Origin of the sequence: Haloarcula japonica DSM 6131 (genome assembly GCF_000336635.1) — an archaeon.
In the GTDB taxonomy this organism is placed as follows: domain Archaea; phylum Halobacteriota; class Halobacteria; order Halobacteriales; family Haloarculaceae; genus Haloarcula; species Haloarcula japonica.
This window is the reverse complement of sequence record NZ_AOLY01000006.1, coordinates 43,033-57,641: the sequence shown is the minus strand read 5'-3', so window position 1 is coordinate 57,641 and position 14,609 is coordinate 43,033. Positions and strand designations below refer to the sequence as shown.

Sequence of the window (14,609 nt, the reverse complement as noted above, 5' to 3'; positions counted from 1 at the left end):
CCCCAAAATAAGAAGGGGGTAAGACATTCCCAGTCGTTGGCGACGGGGGAGAACATGTTCGCCCTGATAGGGACCGGTGGTCTCCTGTCTCTGGATTCGACGTGAGACGTGGCTGGGTATCACAAGGTAGATTACGACCTGCCCCTCCCTCTCTGATATGCGCCGTCGCCACTTCGTCCAGACGCTCGGGGTGTCAGCCCTGGTCGGGAACGCGGGCTGTATCGGGCAGTCGGACGACACAACATCGACTTTCGATGTGTCGAGCCCCGCGTTCAGTTCCGGAGGCGAGCTCCCGTCCCGGTTCACCTGCGACGGCAACGGCGTTTCGCCGCCGTTTGTCATCGAGCGCGTCCCGGAGCCGACGGCAGCGCTTGCCGTCACAGCTGAGTACGACGGCGGCGTGTTCAGCCAGCCAGTGTTCTGGACGCTGTGGAATGTCCCGCCGGAGACGGAGCGGATTCCGGCCGGACTCCCGCGCGAGCCGGCCCTCGATACGCTCGGCGGCGCTCGACAGGGAACACAGCCCCCCAACGAGCCGGGGTATGAGCCGCCGTGTCCACCGGCCGGACAGCCCTATGAACATCGGTTTCAGGTGTACGCACTCGGTGAGAAACTATCTATCGAGGGCGAAACTGAGCAGGAAGAAGCGTCAGAGACCATCGCGAACGCGCTCATCGCAAGCACCCGCATCACTGTTGACTACACCCACCCGGCTGAAACCGAAAGCTAACCGGTGGTACCGGACATGCTCGGGTCCAGCGCACCGTCTGACCGACTGCTCATTTAACGCTGCCTCTGGTCGTACGGCTCCTGAGTGGCACTGCTCGCTGTGACTGACCGTCTCGTCATGCGTGGTGCGTCGTTACTTATGGCAATGTTTCACAATACCATTAAACCTATATACTGATGTGCTATACCATATCATGTATGGCGTCCGCACCGAGTAGTGACGATATGTTCGACGAGTTCCTCTCCCAGCGTGGCCACGACGTGGACCAGAGTGGTTGGGAAGAGAGCTATAACAAGAAGCAGTGCCCTGATTGTGGCGGTCTTCACGAGTCGACAGCGGCACAGTGCTCGGTGTGTGGCTGGACACCGGTACGGTAAGGATACTCCGTTTTTCGGTCTTCCATCTTTTATCCGGTAGCGGTGGTGCTGATCCGCAGAACCGACAGTTCCTCTCTGCCGGGATGTGCCTCGCTACGTCTCCTATCAGGACAGCAACGGCTCAGGCAGTCGGGACTGTATCACGTTGCGCAGAAAGGAAATGGGGAGTCTTTGCGTGGCCAGCCGACGGTTGGGGGGAGGTGTGTCGGCAGGCCGACCGGTTCGTAGCCGACGATTGGGGGGTCGTGTGTCGACGGGCTGACCGGCTTGTGGTGGTTACAGCGCATCGAGCGACGCATGGAGGAACAGCCCGAGCGCGAGATGTTGGTACGCGGACGTCGCGATCTGCTCTTTCGCAGCCGCACTGTCCGCGATTCCGTACTGTTTCGTCTGGACGAGTTCGTGCATCTGGAGCGTGCCATCCGCTTCTAACTCGTGCAGCCGGGGGTACACTGTCCCCGGACTCAGTTCGGCACCGAACTGGGATTCCAGTTCCTCCATCAGTCCGGTCCCGTGGGTGCCACCATCGGCGACTGCGATCATCGCCAGTAGGATCTCTTCCAGACTCTGTGTGACCAGGCCGTCATCGACTGCGGTCTCGCCGTCGACGACGTCGTCAATGACCGGAGCCAACAGCGACTCCGTGATGGCGTCACGACTGGGTGGGTCATGCGATTCCGGGCGCTCTGTATCGCCGAGAGGGGTCACTTGCTCGTCGGCGTTCTGGCCCTGCAGCTTGCCCGTCGTCACGCGACGGAGGTTGTCTCCGGACATCGTCTCACCTGAACGCAATCCGCAGTGAGTGCTACAGTGGCTATCGTGATATAAACGGGGCAGTGTTTTCTGAGAGTGAAACCACCACAGTGCTCGAAAACGCTTATATAACATGACGCGAATCTTGGTGTAGTGGCTGAGGAACAGAGCATCGAGGAGATTCTCGATACTATCGGCGATAAGCACGCACGCCGCGTGCTCGCTGCGATCAGTCGAGAACCGCAGTCGGCGAAGGACCTCGCAGAGGAGTGTGACCTCTCGCTGCCGACGGTGTATCGCCGTATCGAACTTCTCGACGAGTACGACCTCGTCACCGACCGGACGCTCGTCGCCGAGGACGGAAACCACTACAAAGTGTACGAGTCCAACTTCGAGTCGACGGTCATCTCGCTTGAAGACGAGGAGTACAAAGTACGCATCTATCGGGAAGAAAACCTCCCGGACCGGTTCAGTCAGCTCTGGGACGAGCTGAATCCGGAATGAGCGTGCCGATCAGTGAACGGGTGACCGCATGACGACTGGCGTGACTATCGCACGTAGCGCGCTCATCCTGATGCGGATGGTGGTGTTCGGACTGACGCTCGGTATCACCTTGATTAGCTTCCAGGCCTACCGAAAACGCCCGTCAGAACGACTCCAGTACGCGTTCGTCGGCTTTGCATTCATCAGTATGGGCGTCGCTATATCCAGCGTCATCACGCAATTGAGCGCCGGCGAGACCGGGGCCCTCGTTCGCGTCTTCTTCCAGATGTCGGAGACGATCCCGTTCATCATCGGGTTCGCGATGCTGTACGTATCGCTGTACCGATGAGAAAACCGTTCGGGTGCGCCCGTCAGTTGTCGCCTCGGTAAAGCACGTTGTTTATTTGGCCGCGGTCCCACTACATGTTCAATGACTGATTCGACCACCGAGGTTGTCCGCCTGTTCGGTGGGCCCGGTAGCGGGAAGACGACGGCGCTACTCGACCGCGTCGACGAACTGCTGGAAGACGACGACGTCGATTTCCGTGACGTACTGGTTGTCTCGTACACGCGTGCGGCGGCCGCCGAGATCCGTGAGCGACTCGCGGACCGACTCGGCCTGTCCCCTCGTGCCCTCCGCGGCAACGTCTGTACGATGCACGCGAAGGCGTACGAACTGCTGAACCTCTCCCGTGGCGACGTCGTCGGCGAGGACGACAAGGAGGCTTTCTGCGAGGAGTTCGGCATTGACTACGAGGACGAGTACGAAGGGTCCCGGCGTCGGTCGGCCCGTTCGACTACCATCGGGAACAAGATCATCGCGACGAGCCAGTGGCTCCAGCGGACCCGCCGTGACGTGGCCGACTGGTACGACGTCCCGTTCAAGTGGGACGACGAGGAGGTCCGACTGCCGCCGGAAATCGACGACAACGCACAGACCGGCAACAAGTACACGCCGACCTGGCCGACCGACGATGACCGCATCGACGTGCCCAGCGCCATTCGCGGCTGGCGCACCTACAAGGGCGAGAACGACCTGACCGGCTTCGCCGACATGCTCGAACGGGTCGCCCAGCGCTCGCTGCTCCCCAACGTTGACTATCTCATCATCGACGAGTTTCAGGATATCACGACGCTGCAGTACGACGTGTACGACGAGTGGAAACCCCACATGGAGCGAGTCCTCATCGCCGGCGACGACGACCAAGTCGTCTACGCCTGGCAGGGCGCTGACCCCGACCTCCTGCTCGAGGAAGTCGTCACACAGGACGAAGTCCTGCCGAACTCCTACCGGCTCCCCTCGCGCATCCTGAACGTCGTCAACCGCGAGGTCCGCCACATCGAAAAACGCCAGGAGAAAGACCTCAATCCGCGCAAGGAGGGCGGCCGCGTTGAGGCGGTCCAGAACCCCTCGATGTTCGACCTCTCCCGGAACGTCACGCGGACCATCGAGCAGTCCGACGAGACGGTGATGGTGCTGTTCCGGGCCCGCTACCAGATGTTCCAGTTCATCGACGAGTTCATCGACAACGGGATCCCTTTCTCCTGTCTCACCGACCAGCGGATGTGGACCGACCGGCTCACCCAGTACGTCAACGGGCTCGAAGCCGTCGAAGCCGACGAGCCGCTCACGGTGCTCGAAGCGCGCCGGCTCGCCGACATGCTCGTCGACTCCGCGTTCGGTACGGGCGAGCGTGACGAACTCTTCGACGCGCTCGAAGAGATCGACGAGTCCCACGAGGACGAAGACATCGCCGACATCGAGATCGACCCCGACGTGGTCCGGGAGCACGTTCCGTTCCTCCCCGACGCGGCCTCGGCGGGTGACATGCTCCGGAAGGTGACCAACTTCCAGGAGCGGACCGTCGATGCCTACTTCAACGGCGACTACACCGGGATGGACGCCGACCGCGTCCGTGTCGGCACCATCCACTCCGCCAAAGGTCGCGAGGCCGACCACGTGTTCGTCGCGACCGACCTCACCGAGAAAGTCGTCGAGCAGATGGCCGCGACTGTCGACCAGCAGGGTATCGAGGTACCCGGCATGGATGAGTTCACGAAACACACCAGTCCCATCCCGACGCTGACCGACAACGAACGGCGCGTGTTCTACGTCGGGATGTCCCGGGCCCGCGAACGGCTTGTCCTGCTTGAGAACCTCGTCGACGGCGCGCCGACGCTCCCAATCGACGTGTTGCTAGAGAACGAGCCAAGCGACCGCTCCATCGAGCAACTGCTCGACGACGCCAGCGAGACCCTCGCGGCCGACTGACGCGGGCGATTTTCTCACTCGTCGATGGTCCCACCTTCTAGGTAGTACCTCGTCTTGTCACGCGTCGACTGCGCGATCTTGGTGAACGTGATGACCCGCTGGTCGCCAACTGTCTCGTCGCGTTCGATGTGGAGTTCCAGCCCCTGCTCGCGGAAGTACGACAGCAGGTCGTCGATGATTTTCGGGTCGCCGCGAACGGTGTGTGTTTCGCCGACCGGGTCACCTCTGTCTACCGTCCGTATCGTTTCGACTGCGGGCCGGAGGATAGCTTCGCCGAGGGCCTGTGCACGCTCGCGGACGGCCGCCGGCGATTCGCCGCGCTCGACGGCCTGAAAGGCCTCCCGCATGACACGCGTGAAAACGAAGTCCCGACCGTAGTCGAAGGGCAGTTCGAACGCGTGTTCGAGGTCGGCCCGGTGAATGGCACTCGTCGTGTATTTCAACGCCGTCTCCCCATCCGTCGACTTCAGGACCACGCCCTCCCGTCCGCGAGCGTTCAGGTCATCGATCCGTTCACGGGCGGCGTCGACGGCCGCTGCCGGGGTGAACGTCCCGTAGTGGTCGACGCTGTCGAGGCCGTAGGTCGCACACCGGTCGAGTCGCCGTTCCACGCCCATCGGCGTCCCGCTCTCGCGGTGGTGAATTCCGAACACGTAGAACCCGACCTCCTCGATCTCGCTGTAGTCGTGGTCAGTGTAGGGGTTCTCCGGCCCGACGAGTTCGCCACACAGCATCTGCTCGGGGTGGTCGTCGAAGAACGCCTCGGCGTCGAGTAACGCTTCGACCTTTCGCGTAGTGTATGGACAGATGAATCCGCTCCGGGTGAACGCCAGGAGGTCGCCGTCGATCCGCGCGACTCTGACGTTGTAGCCGTTGAGTTTCTCCTCGATAGCGACGGGGCCGTCGAAGGTCTTCCGGATTGCCGGTTCGAGGACGAGCGCGCGCGGCATCGACGGATAGCCGCGAACGACCACGTCGCCGACGAGCGCCGTCCCGCGTTCGATACCGTGACGCTCGTCGCTGAGGTGTCGGTACCGCTGTCCGCGAAACCACTCGGTATCGAAGTGCTCCAGTAGATCCTCGGGATCGGTGTCGACGTCGAACAACGACCCCCAGTCACTCGACATGTGTGTTCATTGTTGACACGACACTAAAATGCTGCTGGCGAGCGTCACCACCGTACCTGTCAGAGAGCATTAGTGGCAGGCTATCGTAGCACCAGTATGGTCGACCGCCCGCTCAAGCAACGGTTCGTCCTCGACACGTCGCTGTTTCTCACCCCGGAGATCAGAGGCGACGACGAGGACTTGGAGGCGGCCTGCCTGGACCTGCTCGACCTCATCTCGGAGGCGAAACTGGTCCACAACATCTCCTGTTACATGCCGCCGTCGATCCAGGCGGAACTAACGACGATGTTAGAGGACCGGACCATCAGCGACGACGTGCTGACGAAACTGGATACGTGGGTCATCACGAAGTCGCCGGCCCACCACGAGGTGCGGATTCCAGCAGATCTGGTGTACGAGTTCATCGACGAGATGTCAGAACGGGTCGACCGCGGCCTTCGCGTTTCGGAGAAGGCGGTCCGGAAGGCCGAGGAGTCGCGGGCCGAAACGGTCGAGGAACACGACCACATGACGGAGGTGGACAAGGTCATCTCGGACCTGCGCGATGAGTACCGGGACACGCTCCGACAGGGCGTGCTCGACTCGCGCGAGGACTTCGACCTCCTGATACTGGCTCAGGAACTGGACGCCGGCGTCGTCACGGAGGACCAGGGCATCATCAACTGGGCGGAGGACTTCGGACTGCGGTATCTCAAGGGGCGGAACTTCCCGCCGCTGCTCAGGGAGTATCTCGCCGCCGGCAATCCGGACCGCTGGCGCGACGAGAGTTAGTCCTCGTCACTGTCCGGTGGCTTCCCACCGGGGAGCGCGCTACGTGCCCGGCCGGCGATTGCGCCGGGGATGTCCGTCGGGGAGGGAGCGACCCACTCGATGACCAGTAAGGCGACAGCTAACCCGAGAAAGACCGCACCGATCACTGTCTGGCCACGAGCGAGGTTGTCGACGCCGAGGAGGGTGACCCGCGCGGCGAGTACGACCGCGACCATCAGCTCGATCGTCCCGATGAGACCCCGTGCCATCGGTCGTCGTAGGCGGTGACTAAACAAAAGCATCGCGCCTGCGCGGCGACCGCGTCCTCACTAGCGTCCGGGTATATAGGTTCAAGTCCCTGCCGGCTGAAGATCGTCGGTATGCACGTCGGCATCGTCTCTGACACACACGACAACGCCGCGCAGGTCGAGACCGCGGTCGAGACGTTCGCGGACGCGGGCTGTGAGACGGTCATCCACTGCGGCGACTTCGTCGCCCCGTTCTCGGTGATGCCGTTCGATGGTGACTGGTCGTTTTACGCCGTCCGCGGCAACAACGACGGCGAGTGGGCAGTCCAGTCTACCGTCGAGGAGTTCGGCACGTACTTCGGCGAGCTGGGCGAGCTGACGGTTGACGGGAACGCCATCGCGGTGTATCACGGAACGAGCGGGAAGATCGTCGACGCACTGGTCGAATGCGGAAACTACGACTACGTGTTCCACGGACACACGCACGAACGCGGTCACGAGGAGCGCGGTGGCACGGAACGAATCAACCCCGGCGGCATCTCGATTCCGCCCGCCCCCGAGCCGTTCTCGGTCGCGACGCTCTCGACGGAGACCGGCGAGGTCGAATTCCACGAACTGGGGTGAGAATCAGTCGTCGGCGTGACTGTCGACGCGCTGTGGGCTGCCGTCGTGTTCGACGAGGCCGCGGCCGACACCGAGTGCTTCGTCGGTCCGGCGGATACTCTTCTCGGCGCTCGCGGTCCGCTCCGAGAGCGCGCGGACGGCGTCGATGTTCTCCGGCACGACATCGGCTTCCTGGTGGATCGCTTGGAACAGGTAGAGGTCCCGCCCCTCGACCGTGATGGATTCGGCCCAGATGCAGTTCTCCCACACGTCACCGCGCGGGCGACCGGCGTCGCGGGTGTACTCCTTGAGCTTCCCCGCGCCGTCGATACCGAGCGTCTCCGGGATGAGGAACAGCCGCGACTCGTCGGCGAGCAGGGACGTGACCTCCTCCGTTGTGGGCTCGCTCTCCAGCGTGACGTTGACGCTGTGGGTGTGCATCTGCGTGGTCGGGACCTTCATTCCCATCGTGTCGATGTCGAGGTCGGGGAAAATCGTCTGTACGTCGGGACCGTGGTGGGAGGGGATTTCGACGGGGTCAGGGAGTGTGTCGTTGATCGGGCCACGACCAGTCTGGCCCGGGTCGGCACCGCGCCGGACCAGTGTTACACGCGATTTTTCAACCCCGTATGATTCCCTGAGCGGCGCGAGCAAGCGTGAAAGGCCTGTTGTATTACAGGAGACGACGCGAGCTGTATCAGCCCCGACTGCCTTCTCGTAGTTGGCGCGAGCGTTGAAGCTCACGTCTGCCACGTCAGGGTCTTCCCCACCCTGGAAGATGGCCGGCGTGTCATGTTCGGCGTATAGCGACGCGTTGGCCGCGCCAACGCCACTCGGCGTGGTGTCGACGACCACGTCGCTCGTTTCAATGAGGTCATGGACCGTACCGGCCGTCGCGAGATCGGCTTCATCGAACGGTTCGCGGCCGTCCGCGGCGTAGAGGTCGTAGCCGCGGTCGTCTGCGATAGTTGCCTCGAAGTTCGGCGAGCGCTTTGCGACGCCCGCTACTGTCATATCTGGCTGGACACGCACCGCGTCAGCGACGCGTTTCCCGATGGTGCCGAAGCCGTTGATGCCCACGTGGAGCATGTACGCCTATACCTTCGGGGAGAGTATATTCTTTGTGATTAATTTACGGAGAAATTAACTCAGATAGTTGTACCTCTGGACATTGTGAACTTTTAGCACGGATTGCCAGAAAACACCGAGATATGGCGTGTTTCGCTGGCGTGCGCCGGCAGTCTATCAAGAGTTATTCAGCCGGAGTACGCAACCAGTTGTATGGACAACTCGTCGCTTCGTGCGCCCGCCGAGACCGCCGTCAAACAGTGCCTGAACCTCCAGTCCGACGAGTCATGTGCCGTCATCACTGACGACCAGCGGAAATCAATCGGCGAGGCGCTGTATCGTGTCGCCGCCGAGATTACTGATGATTCCGTTTTCGTGCGCTACCCACCGGGCGAGCAACACGGCGCGGAGCCGCCCGCACCGGTTGCCGGTGCGATGGAAACCGCTGATGTCGTGCTCGCACCGACGACCAAGAGCCTGAGCCACACCGAGGCCCGCACCGACGCCAACGAGGCCGGCGCTCGCGTTGCGACCCTGCCCGGCATCAGCGAGGGCGTGTTCCTGATGGGGTTAGACGCCGACTACCACCGTATCGAACAGCACTGCGAGGACGTGCTGGCACAGGTCGAAGACGCCGAGGAAATCCGGGTCACGTCGCCCCAGGGGACCGATATCACGTTCGGCATCGGTGCGCGCGAGTGGCACATGGACACCGGTATCGTCCACGAGGCCGGCGAGATGTCGAACCTCCCCGCCGGCGAGGTGTTCCTCGCTCCGGAGACGGCCGACGGCACGTTCGTCGTCGACGGGACGATGCGCCCCCACGGCAAACTCGACGGCAAGCGACTCACTTTCGAGGTTGAGGACGGCTACGTCACGGACATCGACGACCCCGATATCCGTGCGCAGGTCGAGGACGCCGCTGAAGAGGTCGGTCGGGACGCGTACAATCTCGCAGAGTTGGGTATCGGCACGAACGTCGCCGTCACCGAACTCGTCGGCTCCGTTCTCTTGGACGAGAAGGCCGGCGGCACTGTTCACATCGCTATCGGTGACGACCACGCGATGGGCGGCGATGTCCACGCGCCGATTCATCTGGACGGAATCCTGACCGAACCGACCGTGTATGCGGACGGGGAGGTCGTAGACCTCCCGAAGCCGAGCAGTGAATGAAATGAACCGCGAGGTGGGCGAGGAAGTGGAACTTCCTCATGTTGAGTGAACGGCAACGCCGCGAACGTGGAACATCTCCAGCACGTGCGGCCGTGCGAGTGAGAACCACGAGCAGCGCCGTGGCGACGACCATTTAGGGGAGCGCAGTCAACGGCTGTATATGACAGACGCTACACCGGGCGACCGCATCGCCCTCCCGTGTCCGGCCTGTTCGCCGGACCTGGAAACGGTTCACGAGGTGCTGAAGCCGGGCGGCCACGTGACGGTTCGCTGTACGGACTGCGACCATGTCCACAAGGAACAACTCCCGGAGGACGAGACGCTACAGCGTAGTGTCGTCGTCTCACAGGACGGGGACTCCTTCACCGCCGAGGTCGACGTGCCAGCCGAAGAAGAGCTGTCCGTTGGCGAGGAATTCCTGCTGGAGACCGAGGAGGCCGTCGTGACCGCGCGCATCACCAGTTTAGAGACCGCGGACGGCCGCGAGGACGAGGCGGCCGCCGAGGACGTCGAGACAATCTGGTCGCGGGCCGTCGGCAACGTCTCGGTCAACGTCACGATGCACCCGAAAGACGGGACCCACGATGAGACCGAGAGCTTCAAACTCCACGTTCCCGGCGACTACGAGTTCGTCGTCGGCGAGACCGAGGAATTCGGCGAAGAAGAGTTCACCGTCGAGGGGATCCACGTCCGCGACGACGCCCACGGCTACGACCACGAGAACATGGACCACGACGGCGACATGGGTATCGCGAAGGACATCAACCGGTTGTACGTCAGAGACGAGTCGACCACGGCGTGGTCGGCGTGGTAGGATGGTCGACTGGGACCGGCAGCGGTCGCGGCTGTCTGACCGTCTGCGAGAGCGGGTCGCCGACGAAGACGTTCTCGCGGCGATAGCATCGGTTCCACGCCATCAGTTCGTTCCGGACGACAAGCGACACGACGCCTACGCCGACCGTCCGCTCCCGATCGGGTCGGGCCAGACGATTTCTGCGCCGCACATGGTCGCAATCATGGCCGAGGTACTCGACCTATCCCCGGGAGACCGGGTGCTGGAGGTGGGAACCGGCTGTGGTTACCACGCTGCGGTGACTGCCGAACTGGTCGGTACCGAGAACGTCTACAGCGTGGAGTACCACGCCTCGCTTGCCGACGAGGCACGAGAGACGCTGGAGGCGACCGGCTACGGCGACATCTCTGTTCGGGTCGGCGACGGCAAGAACGGATGGCCCGACCACGCCCCCTACGACCGGACATATCTGACCTGTGCTGCGCCGGATTTCCCCGCCCCGCTCGTCGAGCAGACCCGCGAGGGTGGCGTCCTTCTGGCTCCGATTGGCGACGGACAACAACGCCTCATTCGGGCGGAGAAACAGGCTGACGGCACGCTCGATAGCGAGGATCACGGCGGGGTTCGATTCGTCCCGCTCCAGTAGGAGTTTTCGACAGACACGGCCGTTGTCGCGCCATTGATATAGCTCTGGCCGAATGTAGTGGTATGGACCCGGCGGTACTGCGGGACGACATGGTCGACAGCCTGCAACACGAGAGCAAGGGTGTCGTCCGGAGCGCGTGGCTGTCGACAGCGATGCGTGCGGTCCCCAGGGAAGCGTTTGTCGGCGAGCAACAGGCCTACTCAGACCGCCCGTTCGAACGCCTCGGCACGCGCGTGCTCTCGCCCAGTACCGCCGGCCGAGTGCTCGAAACCCTGTCACCAGAAGCAGACGACAGTGTGCTCGTGGTCGGTGCCGGCGTCGGCTACACGGCCGCCGTGCTGGCAGAACAGGTCGGCGCAGCGAACGTGCATGCGATAGATATCACGCGCCGCCTCGTCGTCGAAGCGCGCCAGAACCTGGCAGAAGCAGGCTATGACGCCGTCCTCGTGGACCGCCGTGACGGAGCTGACGGACTCCCCGAGTACGCACCGTATGACCGGATTCTGCTGGAAGCTGCCGCAATCGACCCGCCACGGGCGCTCCTCCAGCAACTGACCGAGGACGGCCGACTGGTGATGCCGCTCGGAACCGGCGAGCAGTCGCTGGCCGTCGTTGAGGCCGATGGCTCGGTCCAGCGACACGGCACCGTCGCGTTCCAGCCGATGCTCGTCGAGGGCGAGCAGGCCGACACCGTCGAGCGTAATCGGACCCACCGTGAAGACCGCGAGCGCGCCCGGCGGGCAGCCCAGTCCCGCGCCGGCTGGGAGCAGGAGTGGATCGACTGGGACGACTAGGGCACCTCGACGACGAGCAGGTCGGTGTTCGAGCGGGCGTCCTCATAGTTACTGCCAGCCGGTGGTTTCACCTCGAACGTGACGGTGCCGTCCTGTTGATTCGGCCCGAGCGACGGCGACAGTGAGAGGGTCGCGTTCCCGTCACTCCCTGTCTCGCCAGTCGTGACCGACGAGAGCGTTGCCGTCCCGCTTTTCGCGACCACCGTCGCGCCGGACACGGGCGACCCCTTCGAGTCGACGACAGTGACAACTACGTCCTGTGTCCCCGGGTTAGCCACTTCGGGGTGTGGCTCAACATCGACCTCGGTTACTTGCAGCGTCTCGATTCCGGAGATAGTGCTCATCATCACGGAAAGGCAGGCAACGCCGACCACCAGCGCGATGACCAAGCGGATCGGCAGTCCCTCGATAGCACGTTCGTCGTGCCACAGCGAATCTGACATGGACAGGCGTGGCTCCGAACTCGTATTTGAATCCTCGGACGAACGTTCAAATACCGGAACGAGGCAACCGCCGGCATGGTCGTTATCGGACGCGAGGCAGCGACAGGGGCAACAACGCGGCTGGGTCACTATCGGGCCCGTGACGGGAGCCGCGGCGCTGCAGTCGATCTCGATGTCGACCGGCCACACGTTGGCCTCATCGTCGGCAAACGTGGATCGGGGAAGACGTACACGCTCGGTGTCCTCGCCGAAGGATTGCTGGCTGCCGAGGGGGTCGCGCCGGTCGTTGTCGACCCGATGGGGGCGTTCACGCCGCTGGCTACTGCCGATGTGTCTGCCACGGTAATCGACCCCAGCGTTTGTGCGGGCGCGCTCGATCCACGTCAGTGGTGTACGGTGCTCGGCCTCGATCCGGAACGGGGCGCAGGAGCGCTCGTGTGGCGAGCGGCGAGCGAGCGTGCGGCCCTCGACGGGATGCGCTCGTGGGTGGCCGATGCGGATGCGGCGGCGAGCACTGTCCGCGCGGCGTCGAACCATCTCGCGCTCGCCGCATCCTGGGGCGTCTTCGAGCCTTCGGGTATCGAGACAGAGACGCTGTGCAGCGATTGCCTGACCGTGCTCGACGTGTCGGGGCTCGATTCGCGGCCAGCCGGTGCGGTTCTCGCCGCTGTTGCGACCGCGCTGTACGACGCTCGGATGGCCGAACAGACGAATCGGCTGCCGTGGCTGCTGGTCGACGAGGCCCACGCGTTCACCGACGGCGTCGCCCGCCGTCCGCTCCGCCGGCTCGTCACTCGGGGCCGCCAACCCGGCGTAAGTTGCGTGCTGGCAACACAGCGGCCCAGCGCCGTGCCAGCGACAACCGTCTCCCAGACAGACCTGCTCGTTGCCCACCGGCTGACGAGCACGGCTGACATTGAGGCACTACAGGCCACCCAGCCGACGTATCTCGACAGTGATTTCGCGGCCCGGCTACCGGAGACGTCTGGTGACGCACTCGTTGTCGACGACGGCACCGAATCAGTCCATCACGTGACCGTCCGTGAGCGGCGGACGCCCCACGGCGGCGAGACCCCGCGTGCAAGCGACCTCGGAGCGAACAGAGAGTCCGACTGCTCTGCGGTGGGTTCTGAAAAATAATGACGCTGTATGAGTCAAACGACCTGCATGACTCCCCAAGCCAACCCGATTCCGGCCAGCGCACAGGCGAGATTGCCGACGGCGTTGAGCACGGCCAGCGCCACATAGCCGTCCTCCCATAGCCGCACTGTCTCGACCGAAAACGAGGAAAACGTCGTGAATGAGCCACACGCGCCGACACCGATAAGCAGTGCCGCGTCGCCGGTCACACCGGCGAACGTCAGCAGTCCGAGAACGAAGCTTCCGATGGTGTTCACTGTGAGCGTCCCGAGCGGGAACGTCTCTCGCTGGACAGCCCCCGCCAGATAGTGGCGACAGAGTGCGCCGATAGCGCCGCCGGTGCCGACCAGATGCGCCGGCTCGACAGCGACCATCAGCGCTCACCTCCGGCGAACAGACGAACAGCCATCCGACCGACAAGGACCCCAGCAAACCCGAATCCATAGCTTCCGACGATATTCGCAACGGCCCACTCGGGCGTTAACACCGTCTCCACCGCGAACGTGCTGTAGGTGGTAAACGACGAAATAAAGCCGGTCGAAGCGGCCAGCTTCGTCTCGCTGGCCAGCGTACCGACCTGCAGCCCTTCGTACACGAGTATGCCGAGTGCGAAACTGCCGAGGACGTTGACCACCAGCGTCCCCTGCAGTCCCGGAAGCAAGAGACCGACGAAGTACCTGAGGTTCGAACCGGCGAAGCCCCCCAGACCCACGAGGACGATAGTTTCGACCGTTACCAGTGGGTGGGTGTCTGCCATCCTTACTCCCCGAGTATCTCCGCCAGCCGCGCTTCACCGAGCGTGTCGACGAGCTGTGCGAGTTCGATAACCCGTTCTTCGCCGAGCGTATCGACGAGCTCACGGATCTCTGCCGGGTCGAAGGTCCGGGCGACGTAGCCAAGGTTCTCCACCATCCGTGTCGTCCGGTCTAGTGTCTCTTCGTCGGGGCGTAGCGTTAGCGGCCGATTCGTGAATTTGCCGTTTTCGTTGAAGTAACAGAACCGTAGCTCGGCAGTGTCGCTATCATCCGGATCGACGATCTGCAAAACACCGTACCCACTGTCCCACTCGTCTAGTTCGACCTCGAGCAGCGTTTCGTAACGGGTCATACGACCTGCTTCCAATCACGCCGACTTATAAGTTGGCATATGATAAGAGCCGCAACCGGTAGAGATTGATATACACAACAAAAAAGAATTATTAAAGAAATA

At 63.0% G+C, this 14,609-nt stretch carries 20 protein-coding genes; 12 read left to right on the top strand and 8 right to left on the bottom strand.

The annotated features are described in order from the left end of the window. The first annotated feature begins 157 nt into the window (after positions 1-157). Entirely contained in the window at positions 158-730 is a 573-nt protein-coding gene (locus C444_RS02970; protein ID WP_004590845.1) for a YbhB/YbcL family Raf kinase inhibitor-like protein, read from the top strand. A 197-nt stretch (positions 731-927) separates the two neighbouring features. After that, positions 928-1,107: an HVO_0416 family zinc finger protein gene (locus C444_RS02965; protein WP_004515335.1), complete on the top strand. Its 180-nt coding sequence runs from the start codon at positions 928-930 to the stop codon at positions 1,105-1,107. A gap of 276 nt (positions 1,108-1,383) precedes the next feature. On the opposite strand, the gene C444_RS02960 is transcribed toward C444_RS02965, so the two are convergent. Beyond that, positions 1,384-1,881, bottom strand: coding sequence for a PadR family transcriptional regulator (locus C444_RS02960; RefSeq protein WP_004590844.1), 498 nt, complete (start codon positions 1,879-1,881; stop codon positions 1,384-1,386). Between the two features lie 132 nt (positions 1,882-2,013). On the opposite strand from C444_RS02960, the gene C444_RS02955 reads away from it, so the two are divergent. The 3 genes from C444_RS02955 to C444_RS02945 all read left to right on the top strand — a co-directional run bounded on the left by C444_RS02955 (position 2,014) and on the right by C444_RS02945 (position 4,615). Then, positions 2,014-2,364 carry a winged helix-turn-helix domain-containing protein gene (locus C444_RS02955; RefSeq protein ID WP_004590843.1) on the top strand — a complete coding sequence of 117 codons (351 nt, stop codon included), beginning with the start codon at positions 2,014-2,016 and terminating at the stop codon, positions 2,362-2,364. Positions 2,365-2,392: 28 nt separating this feature from the next. Further along, a complete protein-coding gene (locus tag C444_RS02950; RefSeq protein ID WP_004590842.1) occupies positions 2,393-2,692 on the top strand; it encodes a DUF7521 family protein in 300 nt (99 codons plus the stop codon). Positions 2,693-2,773: 81 nt separating this feature from the next. Continuing rightward, positions 2,774-4,615, top strand: coding sequence for a UvrD-helicase domain-containing protein (locus C444_RS02945; RefSeq protein WP_004590841.1), 1,842 nt, complete (start codon positions 2,774-2,776; stop codon positions 4,613-4,615). Between the two features lie 14 nt (positions 4,616-4,629). On the opposite strand, the gene C444_RS02940 is transcribed toward C444_RS02945, so the two are convergent. Beyond that, on the bottom strand, positions 4,630-5,742 hold the full coding sequence (locus C444_RS02940) for an RNA ligase (protein WP_004590840.1): 1,113 nt from the start codon (positions 5,740-5,742) through the stop codon (positions 4,630-4,632). A gap of 96 nt (positions 5,743-5,838) precedes the next feature. Here C444_RS02940 and C444_RS02935 point away from each other — a divergent pair, with 96 nt between their 5' ends. Continuing rightward, complete coding sequence (locus C444_RS02935; RefSeq protein WP_004590839.1) at positions 5,839-6,513, top strand: RNA ligase partner protein; 675 nt, start codon at positions 5,839-5,841, stop codon at positions 6,511-6,513. On the opposite strand, the gene C444_RS02930 is transcribed toward C444_RS02935, so the two are convergent. Next, entirely contained in the window at positions 6,510-6,761 is a 252-nt protein-coding gene (locus C444_RS02930) for a DUF7533 family protein (protein ID WP_004590838.1), read from the bottom strand. The two genes, C444_RS02935 and C444_RS02930, sit on opposite strands and share 4 nt — an antisense overlap. A 111-nt stretch (positions 6,762-6,872) precedes the next feature. Here C444_RS02930 and C444_RS02925 point away from each other — a divergent pair, with 111 nt between their 5' ends. Beyond that, positions 6,873-7,364 carry a metallophosphoesterase gene (locus C444_RS02925; RefSeq protein ID WP_004590837.1) on the top strand — a complete coding sequence of 164 codons (492 nt, stop codon included), beginning with the start codon at positions 6,873-6,875 and terminating at the stop codon, positions 7,362-7,364. 3 nt (positions 7,365-7,367) lie between these two features. Here C444_RS02925 and C444_RS02920 read toward each other — a convergent pair whose 3' ends face one another. After that, positions 7,368-8,432, bottom strand: a complete 1,065-nt coding sequence (locus C444_RS02920) for a type II glyceraldehyde-3-phosphate dehydrogenase (RefSeq protein WP_004590836.1) — start codon at positions 8,430-8,432, stop codon at positions 7,368-7,370. Positions 8,433-8,624: 192 nt separating this feature from the next. On the opposite strand from C444_RS02920, the gene C444_RS02915 reads away from it, so the two are divergent. The 4 genes from C444_RS02915 (at position 8,625) to C444_RS02900 (ending at position 11,817) form a co-directional block, all read left to right on the top strand. Next, positions 8,625-9,584, top strand: a complete 960-nt coding sequence (locus C444_RS02915) for an aminopeptidase (RefSeq protein ID WP_004590835.1) — start codon at positions 8,625-8,627, stop codon at positions 9,582-9,584. 160 nt (positions 9,585-9,744) lie between these two features. Beyond that, on the top strand, positions 9,745-10,398 hold the full coding sequence (locus tag C444_RS02910) for an HVO_0476 family zinc finger protein (protein WP_004590834.1): 654 nt from the start codon (positions 9,745-9,747) through the stop codon (positions 10,396-10,398). Between the two features lies 1 nt (position 10,399). Beyond that, a complete protein-coding gene (locus C444_RS02905; protein WP_004590833.1) occupies positions 10,400-11,023 on the top strand; it encodes a protein-L-isoaspartate(D-aspartate) O-methyltransferase in 624 nt (207 codons plus the stop codon). Between the two features lie 62 nt (positions 11,024-11,085). Next, a complete protein-coding gene (locus C444_RS02900) occupies positions 11,086-11,817 on the top strand; it encodes a protein-L-isoaspartate O-methyltransferase family protein (RefSeq protein WP_004590832.1) in 732 nt (243 codons plus the stop codon). On the opposite strand, the gene C444_RS02895 is transcribed toward C444_RS02900, so the two are convergent. Then, positions 11,814-12,260, bottom strand: coding sequence for a DUF7382 domain-containing protein (locus C444_RS02895; RefSeq protein WP_004590831.1), 447 nt, complete (start codon positions 12,258-12,260; stop codon positions 11,814-11,816). The genes C444_RS02900 and C444_RS02895 overlap by 4 nt on opposite strands. Before the next feature lie 75 nt (positions 12,261-12,335). On the opposite strand from C444_RS02895, the gene C444_RS02890 reads away from it, so the two are divergent. Further along, complete coding sequence (locus C444_RS02890) at positions 12,336-13,400, top strand: ATP-binding protein (protein WP_004590830.1); 1,065 nt, start codon at positions 12,336-12,338, stop codon at positions 13,398-13,400. A 14-nt stretch (positions 13,401-13,414) separates the two neighbouring features. Here the strand turns inward: C444_RS02890 and crcB are convergent, their stop codons facing one another. From crcB to C444_RS02875, 3 genes are read right to left on the bottom strand one after another with little or no spacing between them, the layout of a single operon-like run. Continuing rightward, positions 13,415-13,774, bottom strand: coding sequence for a fluoride efflux transporter CrcB (crcB, locus tag C444_RS02885; RefSeq protein WP_004590829.1), 360 nt, complete (start codon positions 13,772-13,774; stop codon positions 13,415-13,417). Continuing rightward, entirely contained in the window at positions 13,774-14,157 is a 384-nt protein-coding gene (locus C444_RS02880) for a fluoride efflux transporter FluC (RefSeq protein WP_004590828.1), read from the bottom strand. Before C444_RS02880 ends, crcB begins: the two co-directional genes overlap by 1 nt. A gap of 2 nt (positions 14,158-14,159) precedes the next feature. Next, complete coding sequence (locus tag C444_RS02875; RefSeq protein WP_004590827.1) at positions 14,160-14,507, bottom strand: hypothetical protein; 348 nt, start codon at positions 14,505-14,507, stop codon at positions 14,160-14,162. Positions 14,508-14,609 lie beyond the last annotated feature (102 nt).

Excerpts from the sequence above, each read along its gene's own strand:
- C444_RS02970 (WP_004590845.1), top strand. The coding sequence starts at position 158 with ATGCGCCGTCGCCACTTCGTCCAGACGCTCGGGGTGTCAGCCCTGGTC.
- C444_RS02930 (WP_004590838.1), bottom strand. The coding sequence starts at position 6,761 with ATGGCACGGGGTCTCATCGGGACGATCGAGCTGATGGTCGCGGTCGTA.
- C444_RS02880 (WP_004590828.1), bottom strand. The coding sequence starts at position 14,157 with ATGGCAGACACCCACCCACTGGTAACGGTCGAAACTATCGTCCTCGTG.
- crcB (WP_004590829.1), bottom strand. The coding sequence starts at position 13,774 with ATGGTCGCTGTCGAGCCGGCGCATCTGGTCGGCACCGGCGGCGCTATC.
- C444_RS02950 (WP_004590842.1), top strand. The coding sequence starts at position 2,393 with ATGACGACTGGCGTGACTATCGCACGTAGCGCGCTCATCCTGATGCGG.
- C444_RS02960 (WP_004590844.1), bottom strand. The coding sequence starts at position 1,881 with ATGTCCGGAGACAACCTCCGTCGCGTGACGACGGGCAAGCTGCAGGGC.
- C444_RS02890 (WP_004590830.1), top strand. The coding sequence starts at position 12,336 with ATGGTCGTTATCGGACGCGAGGCAGCGACAGGGGCAACAACGCGGCTG.
- C444_RS02920 (WP_004590836.1), bottom strand. The coding sequence starts at position 8,432 with ATGCTCCACGTGGGCATCAACGGCTTCGGCACCATCGGGAAACGCGTC.
- C444_RS02925 (WP_004590837.1), top strand. The coding sequence starts at position 6,873 with ATGCACGTCGGCATCGTCTCTGACACACACGACAACGCCGCGCAGGTC.
- C444_RS02965 (WP_004515335.1), top strand. The coding sequence starts at position 928 with ATGGCGTCCGCACCGAGTAGTGACGATATGTTCGACGAGTTCCTCTCC.
- C444_RS02940 (WP_004590840.1), bottom strand. The coding sequence starts at position 5,742 with ATGTCGAGTGACTGGGGGTCGTTGTTCGACGTCGACACCGATCCCGAG.
- C444_RS02895 (WP_004590831.1), bottom strand. The coding sequence starts at position 12,260 with ATGTCAGATTCGCTGTGGCACGACGAACGTGCTATCGAGGGACTGCCG.
- C444_RS02935 (WP_004590839.1), top strand. The coding sequence starts at position 5,839 with ATGGTCGACCGCCCGCTCAAGCAACGGTTCGTCCTCGACACGTCGCTG.
- C444_RS02915 (WP_004590835.1), top strand. The coding sequence starts at position 8,625 with ATGGACAACTCGTCGCTTCGTGCGCCCGCCGAGACCGCCGTCAAACAG.
- C444_RS02945 (WP_004590841.1), top strand. The coding sequence starts at position 2,774 with ATGACTGATTCGACCACCGAGGTTGTCCGCCTGTTCGGTGGGCCCGGT.
- C444_RS02910 (WP_004590834.1), top strand. The coding sequence starts at position 9,745 with ATGACAGACGCTACACCGGGCGACCGCATCGCCCTCCCGTGTCCGGCC.
- C444_RS02905 (WP_004590833.1), top strand. The coding sequence starts at position 10,400 with ATGGTCGACTGGGACCGGCAGCGGTCGCGGCTGTCTGACCGTCTGCGA.
- C444_RS02875 (WP_004590827.1), bottom strand. The coding sequence starts at position 14,507 with ATGACCCGTTACGAAACGCTGCTCGAGGTCGAACTAGACGAGTGGGAC.
- C444_RS02900 (WP_004590832.1), top strand. The coding sequence starts at position 11,086 with ATGGACCCGGCGGTACTGCGGGACGACATGGTCGACAGCCTGCAACAC.